General features: G+C 56.0%; 15 protein-coding genes. 4 read left to right on the forward strand and 11 right to left on the reverse strand.

The features are described from left to right. Positions 1-49 precede the first annotated feature (49 nt). From M3087_RS01770 to fucO, 5 genes are all read right to left on the reverse strand, one after another. Positions 50-1,738 carry a di-heme oxidoredictase family protein gene (locus M3087_RS01770; protein WP_249093311.1) on the reverse strand — a complete coding sequence of 563 codons (1,689 nt, stop codon included), beginning with the start codon at positions 1,736-1,738 and terminating at the stop codon, positions 50-52. Between the two features lie 21 nt (positions 1,739-1,759). Then, positions 1,760-2,995: an imelysin family protein gene (locus M3087_RS01775; RefSeq protein WP_022384582.1), complete on the reverse strand. Its 1,236-nt coding sequence runs from the start codon at positions 2,993-2,995 to the stop codon at positions 1,760-1,762. Between the two features lie 54 nt (positions 2,996-3,049). Then, the gene (locus M3087_RS01780) at positions 3,050-4,399 is read right to left on the reverse strand and encodes a hypothetical protein (protein ID WP_262918857.1); all 1,350 of its coding nucleotides are present in this window, start codon (positions 4,397-4,399) and stop codon (positions 3,050-3,052) included. A gap of 421 nt (positions 4,400-4,820) precedes the next feature. Next, positions 4,821-5,423, reverse strand: a complete 603-nt coding sequence (locus M3087_RS01785) for a nitroreductase family protein (protein ID WP_249093313.1) — start codon at positions 5,421-5,423, stop codon at positions 4,821-4,823. Positions 5,424-5,523: 100 nt separating this feature from the next. Further along, positions 5,524-6,678 carry a lactaldehyde reductase gene (gene fucO, locus M3087_RS01790; RefSeq protein ID WP_106484973.1) on the reverse strand — a complete coding sequence of 385 codons (1,155 nt, stop codon included), beginning with the start codon at positions 6,676-6,678 and terminating at the stop codon, positions 5,524-5,526. Between the two features lie 293 nt (positions 6,679-6,971). On the opposite strand from fucO, the gene M3087_RS01795 reads away from it, so the two are divergent. The 3 genes from M3087_RS01795 to mfd all read left to right on the forward strand — a co-directional run bounded on the left by M3087_RS01795 (position 6,972) and on the right by mfd (position 15,652). Continuing rightward, complete coding sequence (locus M3087_RS01795) at positions 6,972-9,965, forward strand: SusC/RagA family TonB-linked outer membrane protein (protein WP_410796777.1); 2,994 nt, start codon at positions 6,972-6,974, stop codon at positions 9,963-9,965. 26 nt (positions 9,966-9,991) lie between these two features. Continuing rightward, a complete protein-coding gene (locus M3087_RS01800) occupies positions 9,992-11,602 on the forward strand; it encodes a RagB/SusD family nutrient uptake outer membrane protein (RefSeq protein WP_249093315.1) in 1,611 nt (536 codons plus the stop codon). Between the two features lie 672 nt (positions 11,603-12,274). Continuing rightward, a complete protein-coding gene (gene mfd, locus M3087_RS01805) occupies positions 12,275-15,652 on the forward strand; it encodes a transcription-repair coupling factor (RefSeq protein ID WP_249093317.1) in 3,378 nt (1,125 codons plus the stop codon). 102 nt (positions 15,653-15,754) lie between these two features. Here mfd and M3087_RS01810 read toward each other — a convergent pair whose 3' ends face one another. The 3 genes from M3087_RS01810 to M3087_RS01820 are packed head-to-tail and all read right to left on the reverse strand — an operon-like array spanning position 15,755 to position 18,368. Further along, positions 15,755-16,246 carry a pyridoxamine 5'-phosphate oxidase family protein gene (locus tag M3087_RS01810; RefSeq protein WP_249093319.1) on the reverse strand — a complete coding sequence of 164 codons (492 nt, stop codon included), beginning with the start codon at positions 16,244-16,246 and terminating at the stop codon, positions 15,755-15,757. Positions 16,247-16,249: 3 nt separating this feature from the next. Continuing rightward, positions 16,250-17,374 (reverse strand): DUF4421 domain-containing protein, encoded by a 1,125-nt coding sequence (locus M3087_RS01815; protein WP_249093321.1) that lies wholly within the window; start codon positions 17,372-17,374, stop codon positions 16,250-16,252. Positions 17,375-17,393: 19 nt separating this feature from the next. Continuing rightward, entirely contained in the window at positions 17,394-18,368 is a 975-nt protein-coding gene (locus tag M3087_RS01820) for a Gfo/Idh/MocA family protein (protein WP_106484969.1), read from the reverse strand. Between the two features lie 123 nt (positions 18,369-18,491). Between M3087_RS01820 and M3087_RS01825 the strand changes: the two genes are divergently transcribed. Continuing rightward, a complete protein-coding gene (locus tag M3087_RS01825; RefSeq protein WP_249093323.1) occupies positions 18,492-19,517 on the forward strand; it encodes a hypothetical protein in 1,026 nt (341 codons plus the stop codon). Between the two features lie 432 nt (positions 19,518-19,949). On the opposite strand, the gene M3087_RS01830 is transcribed toward M3087_RS01825, so the two are convergent. From M3087_RS01830 to M3087_RS01840, 3 genes are all read right to left on the reverse strand, one after another. After that, on the reverse strand, positions 19,950-21,116 hold the full coding sequence (locus tag M3087_RS01830) for a FecR family protein (protein ID WP_249093325.1): 1,167 nt from the start codon (positions 21,114-21,116) through the stop codon (positions 19,950-19,952). Between the two features lie 80 nt (positions 21,117-21,196). Continuing rightward, on the reverse strand, positions 21,197-21,733 hold the full coding sequence (locus M3087_RS01835) for an RNA polymerase sigma-70 factor (RefSeq protein WP_022384570.1): 537 nt from the start codon (positions 21,731-21,733) through the stop codon (positions 21,197-21,199). A 49-nt stretch (positions 21,734-21,782) separates the two neighbouring features. Beyond that, positions 21,783-23,696: a YgiQ family radical SAM protein gene (locus M3087_RS01840; protein WP_022384569.1), complete on the reverse strand. Its 1,914-nt coding sequence runs from the start codon at positions 23,694-23,696 to the stop codon at positions 21,783-21,785. Positions 23,697-23,733: the final 37 nt, after the last annotated feature.

Here is a 23,733-nt window from a genome sequence, read left to right on the forward strand (position 1 = left end):
TAAAAGGTTGACGGGCAGACAACGGTATTCGCCTGCCCGTCAACGGTAATCAGATAGCCCGGATGAAGGCTACGACGGCGTCGCGGTCTTCCTTGGGCAGGTTATAGAATTTTTCTGCGGAACGGAAGGCATCGCTCTCACGGCTGTAGCCATGCCACATGATGGCTTCCACTTCGTTGCGGGCACGGCAGTCGTGCAAACGGTCTTCGGCTCCGGTATTGGCTTTGGAGAGGCCGCGTCCCCAAAGTGGAGTCGTGCGGCACCAGGCTCCGCGGATGTCATTCTTCATGAACAGACGGTGCTGGATGAAGTCGGAGTAAGGCCAGATGGTCTGGTTGGCGTACTTGGGTAGTTCGCCTTGTCCCTTGACGACGGTGTCTGCCCAATAGTTGTCGCTGCCGGTCTTCCAGGAGGGACGGTGACAGGCGGTACATCCCATTTGGTAGAACAGTTCCTTGCCACGTTGCACCTGTTCACTGTGCAGGTTGCGGGCACGGGGAACAGCCAGTCCGCGATGCCACACCATGAGCTCGTAGTAGTTGTCATCCTGCATCTCCGGCTTGAAGTTGTATACGTCATTGTCAAACTGGTTGGTGTTCGGCGACAGCAGGGTCGCCACAGCCTTGGCTATGCCTTCGCGGGTGCCGTCGGCATAGTAGGGATGGAGCAACGACTCTTCGTCCTTGCCTTCTTTCAGGATAGTATTGATGACCTCTTCGTTCTCTGACATGGCTTTTGCCCAGGCGTCCGTCGTGTAGAGCTTCGGACGGTCGGAACGGGTCACATTGGTGATGTTCCAGATGGCATTGGCTCCCGGACCGTCTTGCAGGGTGGCACGGGTCAGTGCGTAGGTGTAACGCTTGATGTGCGGAGTACGGTCGGTTGCATTGGTCGGATAGCCTGTGTACCATGCCGTCGAGGCCCAGTCGTTGGCGGTCGCATCCCACATGGCAGGATTGAGTGTGGCACCTGCGGAAGCTTCCGTCTGATATTGTTTCTTCAGCTCCTCTTCCGGGATGGCATCGATGAGTCCGGTCCCGTAAATACCGATGGTGGACTCCAGACGCACCTCGTAGTTTGTCGGTTTCGGATTGGTGTTGAAGGCTTCCTGGTCGATGGTGATTTCCGGATAAATCAGCTCGTACGTTTCTCCGTCGGGAAAGGTCGTGGGCAGGGCGCCGTCCGTCGCAGTCTTCCATTCGAGATGGATGCCGCTCTCGTCAATCGGCGGAAGGAACGGATAGGAGGCACGGGTCTGGGGCATTCCTGTCACTTCGGTGATGTATCCTTGTGTGTCGGGATGGTAGACGACGAGCAGGTAGCCGTTGCCGTATTCGTTGGCGTTGTAGCTGGTCACACGTTTCCCGTGACCGTATCCGGGATGGCAGGTGAGGCAGGCGTCGCGCGTCCATGCCGGACCCAGTCCGTTGAACGGCTTGGTGGTGGAGTTGAAGGTGCGCTCGAAGAAGGATTCTCCGAACTTGAACAGGTTCGACAGCCCCTGGTTGGTGACAGCCGGCGTCTCGTCTTCGTACGAGTTGGACGCGATGTTGTCGGTCGTCCCCAGTTCACCGCCGGGATACCACTCTTCGGCTGTGAAGTTGCCTACTGCCTTGCCTACGTACGAATAGTCGTCGTGGGTGACAGACGGCTCGTTTCCGGGTGTGTTGTCATCGTCGCTGCATGAGGCGAGGGCGAGGGCCAGGCAGCAACTGTAGAAGAAATACTTTTTGTTCATGGCTAGTCGTAGTTAGGATGTTTAGTTCGCCAGGATATAGTTGTTGATATCCTGGGTCACATTGCTCAGCTCGTTGCAAGCCTCGATGGCGGCTTGTCCGGCCGTGCGGTCGGTCTGTTCCTGGATGTAGGAGACGAACGGGTGGGGGATTGCCTGGATTTTGGCTTTCGCATTCTGGATGGCATTCAGCATGCGCGTGTCCAGCGTCGGATTGTACTTCTGCATCAATGCGTGGAGCGACTTGCTCTCGTCGCGGAGCTCCTCGCGGCCGCCCATGTAGGAGTTCTCGATGCTGACGATGTTGTCGGTAAAGTCGTCGAGCGACTTGTGGCTGTAAGGCGACTCAATGTAGTTCACGTCATCGCCACTGACCGGTTTGCCCAGTTTCGTGTTGCCCACTTCGTCGGAGATATTGATGCAGCCTGCCACGAGGATTTCGCTGATAGCCTCTTTCCAGGAAGCGAATCCATAGCCCGGCTTGTTGACGTTCAGCATCTTGTCCGTATAGGTATAGTCCTGGTCGACGACAGAGGCAGACCACTCGCACACGTTCTCCACGATGTCGATGTGGCTTTGGGGAGCTTGCGCATTCCAGGCACATTCCATGTGGAAGCAACTGTTGCGCAGGTCGCGTGCCACCGACGTGGCATACACGATTTCATTGTAGCCGCTCAGGTTGTTCAGGTCCGGGTCGTTCCCTTTCAGTGCCTCGGCGGTACGGGGTTCTCCGTCACGGAAGAGTACGTATTCGATGCCGTGGAACCCCAGCAAGGTAGTGGCAAGCGAATTGGCATACATTCCGGTTTCGTCAGCCTCCATCTTGGCAAAGAGCAGGGTGTTGCTGAGCTGGGTCTTGAGTTCGTCCACATCGAGGGGCCAGGAGTCAATGTGCGGGTCGATGCCGTAGTCGCTGGCTGCACCGAAGAGGAATGCTTCACTGGTTTCGTAGTAAGAGCGGGCGCGCAGGAAGATGTCGCACACGTTTTTGATTTCGGCATCGGTCACCGTGCCGTTCTTCACTTTGTCGCGGAGGTCGGCAAGGCTGTTGGCGAGGCTTTCGGTCTCTGCGGCGAGCAGTTTGTAAGTCGGGTTGACGGTGGCATCGACGTACTGTTGCACGATGGTCTGCAATTCGTTGTCGGAAATCAGTCCGTCGGTAGAAGAGACCTTGTTGTCGTCGTCGCTACAGGCACTGAAACTGAAGATGCCTGCAAATCCCATCATCAGATAGAGGGGGAGTTTTGCTAATCTGTTCATGATGCTTTAGGTTTTATTGGATGTTTAACTTGGTTTGACGTGAGGATACTCTTGTCAGAGGAAGAAGCCCATGTAGGCGATGCCGAGCGACACGGAAGGTTCGTCGTTGTAGGCATGGGTAAAGAAGCGTTTGGCAAACTGCCCCTTGACCACAATCTGCTCGATGGGGTGGTAGTTGAAGCCGAAGGTCATGCATTGGCGCCGGGTATAGTCATAGCGTGTCTGTGTGGCCTCCGGAATGCAGGAATCGTAGTAGTCATAGCGGCCGAAGACATACAGCTTCTGCTCTTTGTCCTTCAGTTTGTGCCACTGGGAGAAAAGGTCATAACCTGCCTCGATACCGATGGCTACCGCATTCTTTCCGACCGAAGTCTTGTCGTAAGGGGAGTTGTTCGAGCTGACGCCACGCTTGGCACGGGTGATTTCTGCGGCATCGCCCAGGTAACCGTAGTCGGCATTGCCGCGGACAATCCAGTTGTGGTCGTTGTACGTGAAGTCGAATGCACCGATGAGCACTTCTCCCTTCACTTTGTCATAGGGTTTGCCTGCACCTTCCTGGTCGTGCGGCTGCGTGTTGTGCATCGAGTAGCCGTAATAGCCGCTCAAGCCCATGCGCAGGCCTTTGACGGAATAGTTGTCCACCCGGGCGGCAACGGCATACTTGTTGGCAACCTTGAATTCGAAGGTCGAGTGGTTGCCGTTCTGTATCCAGTTGTCGCGCGAGAACAGGAAGGCATCCAGTCCGGCGGTCATCTGCACTTCGTAGCGCCAGTCCTTGGCACGTCCCCACAGGCTGACGCCCGTCTCGTGCCAGGTGCAGGGGAAGATGGTGGCTTCGCCTTCGGGGCGATAGACCGTGAAGAAGTTCAGTGGCTCGTGGTAGGCATTGGTCAGGCCGACGGGGACGATGATGTGTCCGGCACGGATGTTGAATGCGTCGCAGAACGACTTCTCAATCCAGAACTGTTCCAGCTCCACTTCGCCGCCTTTCTCCACTTCCTGTTCCCATTCGCCCGCCTCCTCGAATTCCTGTTCGTGAGAGCCGCCGCTGCCGCCATGTTCAAACTCGATTTCCGTTGACACCTTCCATCCTTTGCCAAAGTCATAGGACAGGTAGATGACGGCATGCGGGATGTCGAAACGTCCGTGGCTGGGGTCGTTTTTGTAATCCCCGGGTCGTGTGTAGCGGTAGACATTGTCGCTGTAGAAGTTCCGTGAATAGACGGCTTCACCATAGCCTCCGATGCGGAGGCGCGATGTTTTCCGGGGACTCTCTTCTTTGGGATTGCTCGATGAGGCTTCCGTCTTCGCTTCGTCGGTCTTCCCGTCGGTTACGTCCGACGGATGGGCTGATGCCGACAGGGCACACAGAAGGCAGGAAGCAAACAGCATACTGGTTTTCATAATCGTGGTTTCTACTTTTGTTGAACTTTTCGGTTGCAAAAGTAGTGCGTCGGAAGGCTAGGGGACAATACCTAAAAGTTGGTAATTTATGAATCAAAATGATAACAAATGGGTATTGGAAAAATGAAACGAAAGGCAAGGAAATGAATGAATATAGCTTTGTAAAATAGATTTTTATGGAAATGCTCATCCCGTGAGGGAGAGGAGGACTTCATCGCAACGGAAGCGTCCGTGAAAACAACAATTAGCTAAATAAATGTTGCGTGAAGGGAATGGATGATAATGATTTATGTAAAATAAAACGAACGCATGTTCTCCTCCTGAAGGGGATGGAAAAAGAAGAAGCCTCCCGACGGGTGGCGACTGTGCCGTGGGACACGTCTGCCAGGCATCGGGAGGCATCTCTCGGGGAGAGCGGACCTTATTCGAACATCTTCAGACGTCCGTCCAGCGGGAGGAAGGTCTTTTCGTCGGGTTTGCACTCGGGGCTGCCGAAAGGCATCTGTGCCGTGAGCTTCCACGATGCCGGCAACTGCCATTCGCGGGCTACGGCCTCATCGATGAGCGGATTGTAGTGTTGCAGCGAGGCACCCAGTCCGGCATCCTCCAGCATCGTCCATACGGCAAACTGATGCATGGCGGTGCTGTGTTCGGAGAACGTCGGGAAGTTATCCTTGTACAGAGGGAACTGTTCCTGGAGCTGCTTCACGGTGTCCTGGTCTTCGTAGAACAACACCGTGCCGTAACCCGAGGCAAAAGCCTGGTCGATTTTCTCTTCCGTCTTGACAAAGGCATCGGCGGGAACAAGGGGACGCAACGTGTCCTTGACAATCTGCCAAAGGCGGTCGTGCTGTTCGCCCAACAGGAGGACGAGGCGTGCCGACTGTGAATTGAAGGCGGAGGGTACATGCAACAGGGCGGCCTCCATCAGCTTGTGCAATTCCTGATGCGATAAAATTTCACGTTTGCCCAGCCGGTAATACGTCCGGCGGTGGGTCATTGCTTCTCTAAAATTTCTTTCCATACGTTATGTGGGTTAAAGTCGGCGGAAAGATAGACAAAAAAGAAGTGCAGACAAGACCGGGACCCTGACTGCACTTCTCTTTTTAAGTTATGAAAGCGTATTATAATACTTTCTTATATAAATCCAGGATGATTTCTTCCGTCACCTCACGCGGATTGCCCGGCGTGCAGACATCCTTGATGGCAGAAGCGGCAAGTTTGGGAAGGTCTTCCGCCTTGATGCCCAATTCGGATAAATGTTGAGGAATGCCCACCTTGACGGACAGGGCTTTCACTGCATCGACGGCTGCGCGGGCGGCTTCCTCGCGGGTCATGCCGTCCTTGTAGACCTGCATCGCCTTGGCAATGTCGACATACTTGTCGAGGGCTGCGGGAGCGTTGAATTCCATGATGGTCGGCAACAACAAGGCATTTGCTACGCCGTGGGGGATGTCGAAGATGGCACCCAGGGGATGGGCCATGCCGTGGACTACGCCCAGACCGACGTTGGAGAATGCCATGCCGGCGATGTACTGTGCCACCGCCATACCGTTGCGTGCTTCGGCGTTGGTCGGTTCGAAGACGGCGGTTTCGAGGTAGCGGGCAATCATTTCGATAGCCTTGATTTCAAACATGTCGCTCATTTCCCACGCGCCCTTTGTGATGAGGCCTTCGATGGCATGCGTCAGCGCGTCGAGTCCGGTTGCGGCGGTGAGGCTCTTGGGAAGCGTGTACATCAGCTCGGCATCCACGATGGCAATGGCGGGGATGTCGTTCGGGTCGACACAAACCATCTTCTTTTCGTTCGCCTCGTCCGTGATGACGTAGTTGATGGTGACTTCGGCAGCCGTGCCGGCCGTAGTCGGGAGCGCAATGATGGGGACGGACTTCTTCTTCGTCGGGGCAACACCCTCCAGCGAAACCACGTCACTGAACTCCGGGTTGTTCGTGATGATGCCAATCGCCTTCGACGTGTCGATGGACGAGCCGCCGCCGATGGCAAGGATGAAGTCCGCACCCGACTCGGCAAAGGCTTTCACGCCTGCCTTCACGTTGGCAACCGTCGGGTTGGGCTTGATGTCGCTGAACACGACATAGGGGATGCCTGCCTGTTCGAGCACCTTCAGTACCTTGTCTGCCACGCCGAACTTTATCAGGTCTTTGTCGGTTGACACGAAGGCTTTGTGCAGTCCCAGACGTTCGATTTCCTGCGGCAACACCTCACGGGCACCCGGACCGAAGTAAGAGACTTCATTCAAGATAAATCGGTTAATCATGTTTTGTTGGGTTTTATAGATGTGAATAAATCAGGTTCCAGCAAAGGTTTGTGCCGCAAAGGAACGAAAAAAGATTGGGTTGCCCAACAGTTGTTGGGATTTATGTGTGCGGTGTGAATGGTTGTTGTGTGGATTTCTTACACAGATTCCACACCGACGGCGGGGGAACTGCCGGATGCGCGGAATGTGTAAGCAGCGGAAAATGCGCCGGTTATCCTCTCCGGTCGTGCGGAGCCTGCGCTTTTGGTACGTCCTTTGCCCGACGTTTCCCGGAACTATCTAAAATCAGTATCATGAAAAAGAATCACAAATGGGTTTTGTTCAGCCTCTTGGTGGCGGCTTCGCCTGTGGCACTCCATGCCCAGGGTGAAATGCCGGCACCCGGGAAATCCTATGAAGTGGAAGAAATCTTGCAGAACGGGAAAAAGCGTGTCACGGGACTGGTCACCGACAAGCATGGAGAGAGCATCATCGGTGCATCCATCACCGTGAAGGGCGACCCGAAAACCGGAACTACAAGCGACCTCGACGGACGGTTCACCCTCGATGTGCCTCCACGGTCAACGCTTGTGGTTTCGTACATTGGCTACACGACCCGCGAAATCCGTGTGCACCGGCGCCTCAACAATTATCCCGTTGTCCTGGAGGAAGACAACCAGCTGCTCGACGAAGTGGTGGTCGTGGGTTACGGCACGGTGAAGAAGAGCGACCTGACCGGCTCGGTCTCTACCGTCGGAGCGCGTCAGTTTGAAGAACAGCCTGTCAAGAATGTGGCGGACATCCTGCAGGGGCGTACCGCCGGCGTCGAAGTGACGTCAAGCAGTGGTATGCCGGGTGCAGGCGCCAAGGTGCGCATCCGCGGAACAACCTCCATCAACAAGAGCAGCGACCCGCTCTATGTCATCGACGGCATCATCTCGTCCAGCGGACTGGACGGCTTGAACCCGCAGGACATCCAGTCGATGGAGGTCCTGAAGGACGCATCGTCCACCGCCATCTACGGTTCGCGGGGAGCGAACGGCGTCATCCTGGTGACCACGCGCAGCGGACGGGAGGGACGTGCCCGCATCACCTTTGATGGCAAATGGGGCATCTCGAAGGTGAGGAAGAACTACGAACTGCTCAGTGCCTACGAGTATGCACAGGCACTGAACGACATACGAGGCTCGCAGACGATTCCTGCCGAGGACCTGGAAGCCTACAGGAACGGCACGAAGGGCATCGACTGGCTCAACCTCATGACGCAGACCGCGCTGACACAGGACTACAGCCTCGGCATATCGGGCGGCAGCGAGAAGGTGCGTTACCTGCTGTCGGGCAACCTGCTCGACCAGGAGGCGGTCACCATCAACTCCACCTACAAGCGGTACGGCTTCCGTGCCAACGTGGATGCCGACGTGCGGTCCTGGCTGACCGTGTCCGCAAAGCTCAACGGTGCCGTCATCCACCAGGCGAACGGGGCGCCCAGCTGGTTCCACATCCTCAGCTTCTCGCCGACGATGGAGATGAAGGACCCCGAAACAGGGGTTTACAACCGAGACCCATACAACCTGGCAAACGCCAACAATCCCTACGGCGTGGCGATGGAGAATTACAGTGACTCCTACAGCTACAACCTCAATGCGAACCTTTCTTTGCTTTTCAAGATAGCCAAGGGGCTGACCCTCTCCGTGCAGGGAGGATATGACTACGACCACAGCCCCTCGTACTCCTTCTCCTCGAAACTCATTGCGCCGGGAGCCATCAACAGCATGAACAACACCAGCAACATGCACCGCTACTGGCAGAACACCAACAACCTGACCTATCAGGGAACCTTCGGGGACCACACCCTCTCGGCAACCGCTGTCTGGGAGCTGAGCCAGACCATCGACACCGGATTGCAGGCAGGAGGCTCGAACCTGAACAACGAGAGCGTCGGTTACTGGAACATCGGCAATGCCGCCGTCCGCAACGAGAGCAATTCCTACTTCGAATCGTCGCTCGCCTCGGGCATCGTCCGTGCCAGCTACGATTACAAGAAACGTTATTTCCTTACAGCCGCCCTGCGCGCCGATGGTTCGTCGAAATTCCAGAAGGACCATCGGTGGGGCTGGTTTCCCTCGGTGGCACTGGCGTGGGACGTGGCACGCGAACCTTTCATGCAACGGCAGAACCTCGTGGAGCAACTGAAGCTCCGCGCCAGCTACGGCGTCACCGGAAACCAGGCAATCTCCTCCTACAGCACCCTCGGCATGCTGTCATCCACCTCGTATGGCTGGGGCAGCACCTCGGGATACACCGGATACTGGGGCAATCAGTTCGCCACACCCGACCTGACGTGGGAGAAGACCTACCAGTATGACGTCGGACTGGACGTCAGCCTCGGCGGAGTCAACCTCTCGCTGGACTGGTTCAAGAAGCGGACGGTCGACCTGCTCTTCCAGAAACAGGTGCCGCGCTACAACGGAGGAGGAACCTACTGGGTGAATCAGGGCAAGCTCGACAACACCGGCGTGGAACTGTCCGTGAACACCTTCCCCGTGAAGCGGAGCGTCGTCTGGGAAACCAACTTCAATGCAGCCTTTGTGAAGAACGAGGTCATCGACCTTGCCGGAAACGACTTCGTCCTCAACGCCAACTACAGCGACCTGGGCGGATACATGCAAATCATGAAGCCCGGATACCCCTTGGGCTCCTTCTACGTCTACCGCTGGAAGGGATTCGACGAGAAGGGGGCGAACCTCTACCAGAAACAGGACGGGACGCTCACCACCACACCGACCTCCGACGACCTCGTCGTCAAGGGGCAGGCGAGTCCCGCGTGGACCTTCGGCTGGAACAACAACATGACCTGGCGCAACTGGACACTCAACGTCTTTTTCACCGCAGCCACCGGATACGAGCGGTTGAACATCAGCCGCTTCATGACCTCCTCCATGACGGGCGTCACACGCTTCATCCGTCTGCATGACGCCTACTTCAAAGGGTGGGACTACGTGCAGGACAAGGCGGACGCACGTTACCCCAGCCTGACGAACCCTGACAATAAGAACTATGCCAACTCCGACTTCTGGCTGGAGGATGCCTCGTTCATCAAGCTGAAGAACATCAGCCTGTCCTACCACATCCCGCGCAAGTTCACACGGATTGCAGCCATCCAGCTCTCGGTCAGCGCACAGGATGTCTTCACCATCACCGGATACAAGGGCATGGACCCCGAGGTCTATGCGGGATACGACGGACTGGACTATGGCGCCTATCCCGTGCCGCGGACCGTCACCTTCGGTGTGAAACTCAGCTTCTGATTGACTAACCCAAACACGAATCCATCATGAAAAAGATTTACCGACATACAGGCAGCCTCCTGCTGCTGGCAGCCCTCGCCGCAGGCATGCCCGCGTGCAGCGATTTCCTCACCGAAGACCCCAAGGGGCAGATGACCACCGGCGGATTCTTCACCGGAAAGGAGGACCTCGACGCCTCCCTCAACGCACTCTACTCCGTCATCGCCGTCTCGCAGGGACAGAACAACTACTGCGGGACCAACTTCCTCGCGGGCGACGACATCTCCACCCACCCGGCAAGCAACAAGCAGCCCTTGCGCGAACATGACCAGTACAGCGTCACCGACAACAACTCCTGGCTCGTGAGCATGTGGGAACAACGCTACAAGGTCATCAAGGCGGCAAACTTCATCATCAACAACGCCGCCCGCACGCCCGGCGTGGCAGAGGAAACCATCCGCCAGGCCATCGCGCAGGCACACTACTGGCGCGCGTACTCCTACTTCTACCTCGTGACCACCTGGGGCGAAGTGCCCGTGATGCTCGAAGAGGAAATCAACTACGAGGCGCCCCTCTCGTCGGTGGAAGACGTCTACGCGCTCATCGTCTCCGACCTGAAGACCGCTGAAGAAGGCTGCCCGGTGATGTACACCTCCGAGCCTTACGCCCGCAACGGCATCAACATCGCCGTCAGCCGGGGAGCTGTCCAGGCAACCCTCTCGTACGTCTACATGTGCATGGCAGGATGGCCCCTCAACAAGGGCGCGGAGTATTACCGCCTCGCAGCCGACAAGGCGGAGGAGGTCATCGACGGCGTGGAGGACGGCACGTACTATTACCGTCTGCTGGACGACTTCAGCCAGGTGCACTCGATGGCGTACAACGCCAACAACCCGGAGGTCATCCTCGGCATCTACTACAACCGCGACCGCACGGCACAGGCGATTCCGCAGACCGACATCCTCCAGGACATGATGCAGAACGGCTGGGGCGACACGAACGGCGAAATCAAGTTCTGGAAGGACTTCCCCGACGGTCCGCGCAAGGATGCGACCTATTTCCCCAAAATCATGCTCACCGACGGCGAACTCCACGACTGGTGGTATGACACCGACCCGCCCTCGCGCGAAGTCGTGGCGCCCGTGTTCATGAAGTCCGTGGAGTCGCCCGAACGCGGAACGGAATTTGACTATACCAACCCGCAAATCCTGTCATCCAACGGCGAGAAGACCGTGCAGGTCATCCGCCTGGCGCAAGTCTACTGCTGGTTTGCCGAGGCGACGGGGCGGGCCGGCGAGGTGACCACCAAGGCGGTGGAGATGCTCAACCGCGTGCGCAACCGTGCCGACGGGAAGGCTTCCAACCTTTACACCACGGCAATGACCCCCGAGGAACTCGCCGAAGCGGGATACAACGAACACGGGTGGGAGATAGCCGGCTATTACTGGGGCGGACTGGCATCGCGGGCACGCGACATGTTCCGCATGTACCGCTTCAAGGAGCATTTCGAGTTCCGCAAGCAGAACCCCGAGATTGAAGTCGCTCCGGGCGTCTTCCGCAAGGAGGCGGTCCCCGTGACCGGCAGCTGGGATGACAGCCGGATGTATTCGCCCTATCCGTACGAAGATGCCATCCTGAATCCGAATCTCCACCGTTGAGCGTCCGTCGGCTGGACCCCCTCCCCGAGGCGGACAACCCGGATGCAACCGAACACAGCCCCTATTCTTTTCATTCTGGTCCCGGAAACAGCCTTTCCTGCGTCTCCCGAAATCGTCGGATGCAGGAAACAGCGTTTCCGGGACCTTTTCATCGGTTGGGACGCAGGAAATGCCGTATCCAGCGTCTCACAAAACATTTTGGCGCTGGAAATGCCGTATCTTTAACCTTTCAAAACATTTTGGCGTTAGATACGACGCATCTTTAACCTTTTGAAATGTTTTAAAGTTGGATACGTCGTATCTTTAACCTTTGAAAATGTTTTGGCGCAGGATATAACATATTCTTAACGTTTAGAAACATTTTGGCGTTGGAAATGCCCTTTCCGGCGTCTCGCAACATCAGTTGGCGCCGGAAATGCCGTATCCCGGACCATCCGAGCGCATTTGCCCCCGTCGACGTGTGTTTCCGGCTTCTCCCGGACGTCGGGGACACGGAAGCGGACGATTCCGGGCCCTTCCGCGTCCGTGAGTGCCCCCTGCACGCCGTCTCCCGCCCCGGGGTGTTCAGCGGAAGTCGCCTGCCGCGTTGCCTTACGGGTTCATTCACACCGCGCTCCAGGTGCAGGAAGCCGATTTTTTGCTTAATTTTGCGGCGCATTTAGAATCGAGCTGATGAATATACAGGAATTACAAGCTGTTTATGAGAGCCATTCGAACACGAAGGCTTTCGCCGCACTATGCGAGAAAGCGTCCGCACGGACCATTTACCTGGAGGGACTCTGCGCCTCGGCGGCTCCCTTGTTTCTATCATCCTTCATACGCCGGAAACGGGACTACATCGTCTGCATCCTCAACGATCTCGAGGAGGCGGGCTACTTCTACCACGACCTGACGCAGATAAACGGCGATGCGGACGTGCTCTTCTTCCCGTCCGCCTACCGCCGCGCCATCAAATACGGGCAGAAGGATTCCGCCAACGAAATCCTGCGCACCGAGGCGCTGAGCCGCCTGGGCAAGGGGGCGTCGCCCGTCTGCATCGTCACCTATCCCGAGGCGCTGGCAGAGAAGGTCGTCTCGATGCAGGCCCTGTCGGCACGGACGCTGCTGCTGGAGACGGGTGGGAAGTATGACCCCGTGGAGGTGGAGAAGACCTTGTCGGATTTCGGCTTCGAGCGCGTGGATTACGTCTACGAGCCCGGTCAGTTTGCCGTCCGCGGAAGCATCGTCGACGTCTTCTCCTTCTCGTCGGAGTACCCCTACCGCGTGGACTTCTTCGGCGACGAGGTGGACAGCATCCGCACGTTCGAGGTGGACAGCCAGCTGTCGAAGGAGAAGAAAGACCGCATCGCCATCGTCCCGGAACTGACGGGCGGAGGTGCAGGCGAGGTGCAGCTGCTCGACTTCCTGCCCGAAGGCTCGATGCTGTGGATAAAGGACTTCCACTGGGCGTGCGAGAAGGTCGAGTCGGTTCACGGCGAGGCGGTCTCCCCGCAGGCAGCCGTCGCCCTGGCGGAAGAGGAGGGCGTGGACCACGTGGTGCTGCCCTCGACCGTCACCGGCGAGGAGTTTGCCCGGCGGACGCTCGACTTCCGGCGCGTGGAGTTCGGCAGCAAGCCGACGGGGACACCCGACGCCACCCTGCACTTCTCGACCGAGATGCAACCCATCTTCCACAAGAACTTCGACCTCGTGGCGTCGGTCCTGAAGGAGCTGCTCGCCAAGGACTACCGCCTCTACATCCTCTCGGACAGTGTCAAGCAGACGGACCGCATCCGTGCCATCTTCGAGGAGCGCGGCGACGACATCCCCTTCACGCCCGTCGACCGGACGCTGCATGAAGGCTTCACCGACCACACCCTCCGCACGTGTTTTTTCACCGACCACCAGATATTCGACCGTTTCCACAAGTACAATCTCAAGAGCGACAAGGCGCGCAGCGGCAAGGTGGCGCTCACGCTGAAGGAGCTCAACCAGTTCGAGCCGGGCGACTACGTGGTGCACATCGACCACGGCATCGGGCGGTTCGCCGGACTGGTGCGCATCCCCAACGGCGACAGCACGCAGGAGGTCATCAAGCTGGTCTATCAGAATGACGATGTGGTGTTCGTCTCCATCCACGCGCTGCACAAGATTTCCAAGTACAAGGGGAAGGAGGGCGAGCCGCCGCGCCTGAACAAGCTCGGCACGGGCGCCTGGGAGAAGCTGAAGGAGAAGACGAAGAGCAAAATCAAGGACATTGCCCGCGACCTCATCCGTCTCTACGCCCGCCGGCGAGAGGAGAAGGGCTTCAGCTTCAGCCCCGACTCCTTCCTGCAGCACGAGCTGGAGGCGAGCTTCCTCTATGAGGACACGCCCGACCAGCTGAAGGCGACACAGGAGGTGAAGGCTGACATGGAGAAGGACCGTCCGATGGACCGCCTTGTCTGCGGTGACGTGGGCTTTGGCAAGACCGAAGTCGCCATCCGTGCCGCCTTCAAGGCCGTGTGCGACAACAAGCAGGTGGCGGTGCTCGTGCCGACGACCGTGCTGGCATACCAACATTACTGCACGTTCCGCGACCGGCTGAAGGACTTCCCCTGCCGGGTGGATTACCTGAGCCGCGCCCGCAAGCCGTCCGATGTGCGCCGCATCCTGAAGGAGCTGAAGGAGGGCGAGGTGAACATCCTCGTGGGCACGCACCGCATCATCGGCAAGGACGTCAAGTTCAAGGACCTGGGGCTGCTGGTCATCGACGAGGAGCAGAAGTTCGGCGTCGCGGTGAAGGAGAAGCTCAAGCAGCTGAAGGTGAACGTCGACACGCTGACGATGACTGCCACGCCCATCCCGCGCACGCTGCAGTTCTCCCTGATGGGTGCGCGCGACATGTCCGTCATCCAGACGCCGCCTCCCAACCGCTATCCGGTGCAGACGGAGGTGCACACGTTCAACGAGGAAATCATTGCCGAGGCAATCAACTTCGAGATGAGCCGCAACGGGCAGGTGTTCTTCGTGAACAACCGCATCAACAACCTCGAGGAGCTGAAAGCCATGATTCTCCGCCTGGTGCCCGACGCCCGCGTCTGCATCGGTCACGGACAGATGGCTCCCGAGGAGCTGGAGCAGGTCATCCTAGGTTTTGCCAACTATGACTACGATGTCCTGGTGGCGACGACCATCATCGAAAGCGGTATCGACATCCCCAACGCCAACACCATCATCATCAACCAGGCACAGAACTTCGGCCTGAGCGACTTGCACCAGATGCGCGGCCGCGTGGGGCGCAGCAACAAGAAGGCGTTCTGCTATCTGATGGCTCCGCCCTTGTCGTCCCTGCCCACGGAGTCCCGCCGTCGTCTGCAGGCCATCGAGAACTTCTCGGACCTGGGCAGCGGCATCCACATCGCCATGCAGGACCTCGACATACGCGGTGCGGGCAATCTGCTGGGAGCGGAGCAGAGCGGCTTCATCGCCGACCTGGGCTACGAGACGTACCAGAAGATTCTGGCGGAAGCCATCACGGAACTGAAGAACGACGAGTTCGCCTCGCTCTATGAGAACGGCGACGGTCAGGTGGCAGCCGGCGAGGAGAAGCTCAGCGGGGAGGAGTTCGTGTCGGAGTGTACGGTGGAGAGCGACCTGGAGCTGTTGTTCCCCGACGAATATGTGCCCAGCAGCAGCGAACGCATGTTGCTCTACCGCGAGCTGGACGGGCTGGAGCTCGACAAGGATGTGGAGGCATACCGCCAACGCCTGGAGGACCGCTTCGGCAAACTGCCCCAGGAGAGCGAGGAGCTGCTGAAGATTGTCCCCCTGCGCCGCCTGGGCAAGCGGTTGGGCATCGAGAAAATCTTCCTGAAGGCAGGGCGCATGAGCCTCTACTTCGTGAGCAACCCCGACAGCCCCTACTACCAGAGCGAGGCATTCGGCAAAGTCATTGCATACATGGGGAAATATCCGCGTCAGTGCAACCTGCGCGAACAGAACGGCAAGCGCAGCATGGTGGTGCGCGATGTGGAGAGTGTGGAGCATGCCGTCCTGATATTGAAGGAAATGTTCAGCCTGAGCTGCTGAGCCCGGAGACGTCGGCAGGACGTCCACCGCGGGATACGGACAGAGGCACAAGGTGCGGCGGAAGAATCACGCTGCCTCCTTGTGCCTCTGTCCTGTCTTTATTCAGCGGACCACCTTGCACTTGCCGCTGGCGGAGCGGATGTCCAGGCGGATGATTTCCGTGCGGTGGAACGACTTCTCGGTGTACTTCAAGCCGACGGTCTTGTCGTCGGGCGCATATTTGTCGAGGATGAGTTCGAGCGCCTTCATGCGTTCCTCGGCGGGCAGTCCGGTGTGAGCGGTGCAGGCGAGGACGACGCTCTCATAGTTGGTGGTAAACCTGGATGGGACGACTCCCGTCCGTCCGATGATGGTGAATGTCACGAGTGGCTGGTGTGCCAGGCAGGTGAGCTTCCTCCCTTGCGGTGCACAGTGGATGTACAGCGCGTTGAGGTTTTCGTCCCACACGTAATTGACGGGGATGCCGTATCCCTCGCCTTCCGGTGTGACCATCGACAGCACTCCATATTCTCCTTTTCTGACCAGTTCGTCTGCCAGGTTCTCGTCGAGCAACCGGTCTTGCCGACGCACCTGTTCGTTGGTGTAATTCTTCATTGTCTATCTTTTTTTGTTGAAGTTGAATCCTACGTAGAATTGCAGGATGCCATAGGTATTGTTTATCCAGAAACGTTTGCGGTGGTAGTCGTACGTGTGCGCCAGAAGGGATGCCCCGACGTAGTACTTCGTGTTGTTGTAGACGACGGCGGCACGCGTGATGACGTCGAAGTTGATGTTGTGGTCGGTCTCGTTGTACGCCCCGTTCTCAAAGCAGATGTCGGACGCCTTGTACCCGACGGCAGGCGTCACGGAGAGGTTCGCCAAGCAGTTCTTGGCGAAGACCCAGTTGTAGCCGTAGCCGAAGTTCAGGCTGTAGTCGATGTAGCGTATCTTGCGGAAGCGCATGTTGTCCTCCAGCTGTCCGCTGATGCCCTCGGGCAGTTGTCCGGGGTCGAAGAGGAACTTGTGGCGGGAGTAGGAGAAGCCTGCAATGAGCGAGCCGGCACTTTTGCGCTGGTTGGTCGACTGGCTGTAGGCGGCAGGGTAGGAGAAGCGTCGGTTGTTGAAGATGTAGTAGAGATTGATGCCCTTCATCTCCGACTTCAGTCCGTCGAAACGGAAAGTCTGCCGGCTGTCTATGTGGTCGAATCCCGAGACATTCTTCACCTTGAAGTTGTTGCTGCTCTTCAGGTAGTAGATGTCGGCTCCCAGCTTGGCGCTGTAGAGGCTGAGGTTGAATTCGCTTTTCTGGCTCCGGTGGCTGTCCTTGCCGAAGAGGTCGTGCACGTCGACGGACCATCCGAGGAAAATCCAGCGCCACCCGAAGTATGCGCCGATGCGCCATGAAGGGGTGGGGACAAAGGTGAGGCTCTGTTCCTTCTCCGAGGAGCTGGCGATGCGGTAGTGCTCGTACGAGCTGGTCGTGTTGAGCATGAAGGTGAAGTTGTAGAGGTTCGGGGTGATGTAGCGCGGGTCGGGATTGTTGAAATCGATCCATTGCACCATGCGCGTGAACCAGGACTTGCGTTTCTCCTTGCCGACGACGGAATCGGTCGCCAGGCTGTCAGCCGGCGTGTCCGTACGGACTGGCAGCGTACGTGTGAGGGACGGTCCCCCTTGCGCATGCAGGAGCAGGCAGGACGTCAGTAAGAGAAAAGCGATGCAGAAGGTCAGGCGGAATGGCATGTATGAGGTGTTTGACAGATTACAGTTTGTGCAGGATGCGGTCCATGACCCAGTTGGTCGGTGTGGCACTTACGCCGTCGCACGTGCAGATGGTTTTGTTCTGCAGATGCTCCACGACCGCCTTGATGAGCGGGTATTGGATGTTCTCCGGGTTCTCGAAGGTGAATTCCTCCCGTCCGCGTTCCGTATGCAGGGCGATGGGGGCGAACGAGAATACCGAGAAGCAGATCATCCCCTTGTCGCCGATGATTTCGATGCGGTCTTCCTTCGCCGATTCGTGCGCGACAAAGCACCACGAGCCGGAGCCGGGCAACCCGTTCTGGAACTTGAAGCAGGCGCTGACGGAATCCTCTGCCGAGTAGAGTCCCCCGCGGTTGCTGCTGACGCCTTCGGCCTCCAGGATGCATCCGAACATGTCCTGCAGGATGTCAATCTGATGCGGAGCGAGGTCGTAGAAATATCCGCCTCCGGCAATGGTGGCATTCAGTCGCCACGGCTGGTCGGTCTTGCTGTTGTCCAGTGCTCCGGGCGGCTGTGCGAAGCGGATTTGTACATTGATGACCTTCCCGATGGCCCCCTCCTTGACGAGTTGCTTCACCTTCTGGAAGTAGGGTAGGTAGCGCCGGTAGTACGCCACGAAACACGGCACGCCGGTCTCCTCCGAGATGCGGTTGATGCGTGTACAGTCTTCATAGCTTGCCGCCATGGGCTTCTCGATGTAGACCGGTTTCCCGGCTTTCATCGCCATGATGGCGAAGGTGGCGTGCGACGACGGGGGCGTGGCGATGTACACGGCATTCACTTCCGGGTCATCGACCAGTTCCTGCGGGTCGGTATACCAGCGCGATACGTTGTGCCGTTGTGCATAGGACCGAGCCCTCTCGGCATTCCGGCTCATCACGGCAACCACTTTAGACCCTTCGACTTTGTTGAAAGCCGGTCCGCTCTTCTTCTCGGTTACATCTCCGCAACCAATAAAGCCCCATTTAATCATAGTGTCTCTTGTTTTTTGTTGGATTGTAAAGCTTAACTTAAAAAATATACATCTGTGAATTGCAAAGTTATCCAATTTACTTACTTTTGCCACACATATCACCGATTTTTAATAGTATAAATTATGGAAAACATAGAGCATTTAAGTACCTTTTATAAGCGTCGGGGCTTCTCGGGACGCTTGTCCGGTGGCTATAAGTTTCTGGAGAAGAATTTACAGACCATATTGCGTGTCGGTTCGTTTATCCTGATTCCGTATGCTGTCATACTGGCATTTGCCATGACCTGGCTGATGGATATTGTCCAGCAGATGGAAGCGACGGCGGATGTGACCGCCCTGATGGTATCTCCCGGTGCACTTGCCGACTTTTATTCTTCGTTGGCATTGCGTCTGCTGGTGTGCGGTGTGGTAGCCCTGTTGGGGACGTGTTGCTGGAAAGCTTTGGTCTTCGGCATCTTCCGCAAGTATGTTGATTTGGGATATGTGCCTTCCATGAAGCTCGGTTCCTGGTGGTCATGGATGCAGCGGGATGTCTGGCGCTATTTCCTGTATGCCTTGTTCATCCTGTTCTTCTGGCTGATTGTCGCCGCCATCTTCTATATGCTCATCACGCTGACTCCCTGGTTGGGCTTGCTGCTCATTCCGGTATTGTTGTATTGCGGTGTCATCTTCAAGCTCTTTCCTTATTATTATATGGTGGAACGTGAGTCGTTGTGGGATGCTTTTCTGCACGCTTTCCGCAAGGGGACTCCCAACTGGGGTTCGACCTTTGCCATTGTGGTACTGGCAGGCATCATCACCGGTGTGTTCTGCTTCATCTGTTCGTTGCCGACGTCCATTACCTGGTTGGTTGACGGGATGGTTGCCCGGGGCAATGTGGATGGCGTTGCAGCCGATTTGCCGGGTTACTATGTTGGCTTGAAAGTAGCGTTCTGGGCTATCAGCCTGTATGCTTCTGCCTTGGCTACGCTGTTGACCGACGCACCGATGCTGTTCCAATATGGTACGCTGATGTCGGGTGAAAAAGAGAAGATGCTGGCAGATGCACGTGCCGAGCAGGAACGTCTCAAAGTCGAGCGCATGCGTCAGGCTGTTGAACAAGAGCGCGAGGCTGCCCGTCGGGATGGTTCGGCATATCGTCCGTGGTAAGACAGGAACAGGATGCTTGCTTTCTTTCTGCCAAGTGAAAAGCCGATATTTGGGTGTAGTTTGAACAAACTTATTACTCTTAAACATTTTTTCTAGGTTCTACCTTTCTTTTTGAAGAAATATCCATTATCTTTGCAGCGCAATTGAGAAGGAAGGAGGTCCTCAACGAAAGAACGATTTCTTCCGCACTCAATCTTCAAATTGCATTTTTCTCTCTCTATATATAAATTAATTGTAATATCCTGTCCGGGCTTGTGAAAGTCTGGACAGGATTCTTTTTAAGGGTATGCTTCGCTTCCCGTGGCATGAAGGACCACAGCCTGATGCATGCGGGCTAAAAATATCCCCTGCTTGTAAGGCTCGCTAGCCGACAAGCAGGGGATTCGTGTAAGAAGAGTATGTGATGAAAAGAGAGTTGTGCAATCCTTGTTTTCAGGGGATGCCAAACAAGAGCTTGCCATCTTTGACCGCTACGTTTACCAGTCCGGTGCGTTGCAACATGTTGATGATGGTCTTCATGTTGTCATACCGACTCAGGTAAGCGCCGAAGCGTACATCCCTGGCAGCCTGATCGGCAAAATCATAGTCAAAGCTATACCAGCGGGAGAGGGTGCGAAGAATATCCTCCAGGCGTTCGTTCCGGAAGAGGAAGTGCCCTTCATGCCATGCCACAAACTCTTTCGTATCAACGGCATGTACCGTCAATTCATGCGATTTCCTGTCGTATACGATTTGTTCTCCGGGTCGGATACGGGTCCCATCCATTTCCAACGCACCGCTTTCCAATGTAATCTGCATCAAGTCTTCGTCCGGATAGGCATGTACGTTGAAGGAAGTCCCCAGCACTTGCAGCCGTTTGTCTCCCAGCTCAATGACGAAAGGATGTTTGCTGTCTTTGGCTACTTCAAAATAAGCTTCGCCCTCAAACTTCACCAGACGCTCCTTGCCACGGAAAGCCAAGGGATGAGTCAGCGTACTCTGGGCATTCATGAAGATTTTTGTCCCTTCGCCCAAGGTGATGTGGTATTCCATGCCTTGCAGCGTCCGGATTTGGTTGTAGATAAGTGTGTCGGGGATATCTTTTTGCGGAAGGAACTTGACTCCGTCAGATTCCTGGACGATCTGAACGCCTTTCAGTTCGTTGTAGATACATTTGCTGTCGGAATTTAAATAAATGATTTCGTTGTTGCTCAATACCAGTTGTGCAGAGTGTGTTCCGGCGGGGACGTCCAATGCGGCAAGTTGTATGCCTTCTCCCGCTGTATGTCGGTAATGGTAATAGATGCTTCCCGCTGCAAGCACCAGCAAAACGGCTGCGGCAGCAGCTGCAATCCATCTTCGGGTGGCAAAAGGTGAACGATGGTTTTGTTTCCGGATTGTCTGTTCCACCTGCTCCCAGCGTTCAGCGGGCGGGAACTGTTCCAGTTCCTGTTGATGGACCAGGTAGTCTTTTTCGTCCGTCAGTTTGTCTGCCAGCTCCTGATGCCGGCGGTCGGCCAGTCTCCACTCATCCAGCTGTTTGTTCTCCTCCGGTGTGATGGAGCCGGTCAGTTTCTTTGCCAGCAGGCGAGCGATATCTATACATTTCTGTATGTCCATGGTTCGGTATTTACGGTCTTTATGGGTATAACAACCGGCAGTGGCAAATGGGGTAGTCACTGCAGTATTATTTTTAGTTTCTAAATGAACAACAATAGAAAGAAGTGTTCTTTCAAAATGATACGCAGTTTCTTGTAAGCCGTCTTCTTGAGCGAATGTACGGTACCTTCTGAGATAGAAAGAATCCGGGCTATCTCGCTGTTGCGTTTTCCGGACATACTCAAGCGGATGATGCGCTGCATCTGTCCGGGCAGGCTTTCCACGGAACGCCGCACTTGCAGGTAGGTCTCCTGACGGATAATCCGGTCCTCCAGCACCTCATCGGCGATGATATCCGGCATGGAGGCTGATTCATCCTTAAACTGTTCATGCTTGAGCACATTCAGACTTTTGTTGCGTGTGGTGATGTAGAGGAAGCTTTTCACCTGACGGATGTCATCAAATCGTTCACGAAGCTCCCAGTAAGTGAGCAGCGCATCTTGCGCGATGTCCTTGCAACACTCTCTGTCGGCAATGTATTGGTGTGCCAGGGCACAGAGCATCGGGTAGTAGTCGTTGAAGAGCTGCCTGAATGCCTGGATTCGGTTATTTCGTATGTCTTTGATGAGATCGCTCATTCGTCAGAGGCTGTAAGTGTAGTGTTTAGAGGAAATCTCCTGTTGTCGGTCAACGCATCTTCCTTCCACCCGGATGCCGTTGCTTCTTGCTTGTCGGATTGTTTTTGTCTCTTGTGTAGAGTTTGTCAATCAGGTCACTTCTCCCGATACGGCGCAATTCAGCCATGATGTTGGCACGTTCTTCGGGTTTATACCAGAAGAAGAACATGCGTTGGGCAAGTTTCTCGCGCGGTGTCTTGGCAGAGAATACCGGTTCAAGCGTGTAAGGATGAACCCCTGTATACCATGCCTCCGTACTGACTGTCATCGGAGTCGGTGTGAAATCCTGCACCTGTTCCAGATGGAAGTCCAGCTGTTTCGTGAGTACGGCCAGTTCTGCCATGTCGGCTTCCGTGCACCCGGGATGGCTGGATATGAAGTAGGGGATGATTTGCTGCCTCAATCCGAATTGCCGGTTGACGGTATCAAAGATACGCTTGAAGGCATAGAACTGTTCAAACGACGGCTTGCGCATCAGTCGAAGTACATGGGGACTGGTATGTTCCGGAGCCACCTTCAGGCGTCCGCTTACATGATTCTGTATCAGTTCCCGGGTATATTCATCAGCACTCCGGTCGATGGACTCATCTCCACTGCGGTGCAGCAGCAAGTCGTAACGTACCCCACTGCCGATGAAGCTCTTTTTGATGCCGGGAAGTGCATCGACGGCATGGTAGATTTCCAGCAACGGACGATGGTCGGTATTCAGGTTGGGGCAGATTTGCGGATGGATGCAGGAAGGACGTTTGCACCGGTGGCAACGGCTCTGGTCGCGTCCGCCCATGGCATACATGTTGGCTGAGGGACCTCCCAAATCAGACAGATAGCCTTTAAAGTCCGGTTGCTCGACAATCGCCTTCACTTCCCTGAGTATGCTTTCCTTGCTCCGGCTCATGATGAACTTTCCCTGATGGGCGGATATCGTACAGAACGCACATCCGCCGAAACATCCACGATGGATATTGACAGAGAACTTGATCATGTCGTATGCGGGAATACGTTTCCCCTTGTATTTCGGATGGGGCATGCGGGTATAAGGCAGGTCGAATGAGTGGTCCAGTTCCTGTTGGGTCAGGGGAGGGAAAGGAGGATTGACCACGACCATGCGGTTGTCGACAGCCTGAAGGATGCGTTGTGCCTCATATTTGTTGGATTCTTCCTCAATATGACGGAAGTTGATTGCCTGTTTCTTCTTGTCTGCCAGACATTCCTCGTGGGAGTACAGGCAGATGTCGGTGTCGGTAATGCCTCCCGGGACTTCCTGCGGACGGACGAGGAATGCGGTCTGGCGAACATCTTGTGGGAGATGATGACGGCTGACAGAGAATTCCCTTTCGTCTGCGCCGAGCATGGCTTCCATTTTCCGGCAAAGCTCCACGACCGGTTTCTCTCCCATGCCGTAAATGAGCATGTCGGCTCCTGAATCGACAAGGATGCACTTCTTCAGTCGCTCCTGCCAATAGTCATAGTGGGACAAGCGTCGCAGAGAGGCCTCAATGCCTCCCAAGACAACGGGTACATCGGGGTACAAGCGTTTCAACGCCTGTGTGTAAACGATGGTCGGGTATTCCGGACGTAAGTCATGCCGTCCGTCGGGCGTATAAGCATCTTCTGAACGGAGACGGCGGTTTGCAGTATACTTGTTGACCATGGAATCCATACATCCGGGTGCCACTCCAAAGAACAGGCGGGGACGTCCCAGTTTCTTGAAATCGCGCAGGTCGTCACGCCAGTTGGGTTGGGTCACGATGGCAACACGCAATCCTTCCGCTTCAAGAATCCGTCCGATGACAGCTGTCCCGAATGAAGGATGGTCCACATAGGCATCGGCACTGAAGAGGATGACATCAAGTGTATCCCAACCACGAAGTTCGACTTCCTTCTTGGTGGTGGGTAACCAATCGGTGAGTTTATATTCACGCATGTTGTAAGGTTTCTGTATGGATAGGGTTCAAACAGGA

The organism is Mediterranea sp. ET5 (assembly GCF_023337025.1).
Lineage (GTDB): Bacteria > Bacteroidota > Bacteroidia > Bacteroidales > Bacteroidaceae > Phocaeicola_A.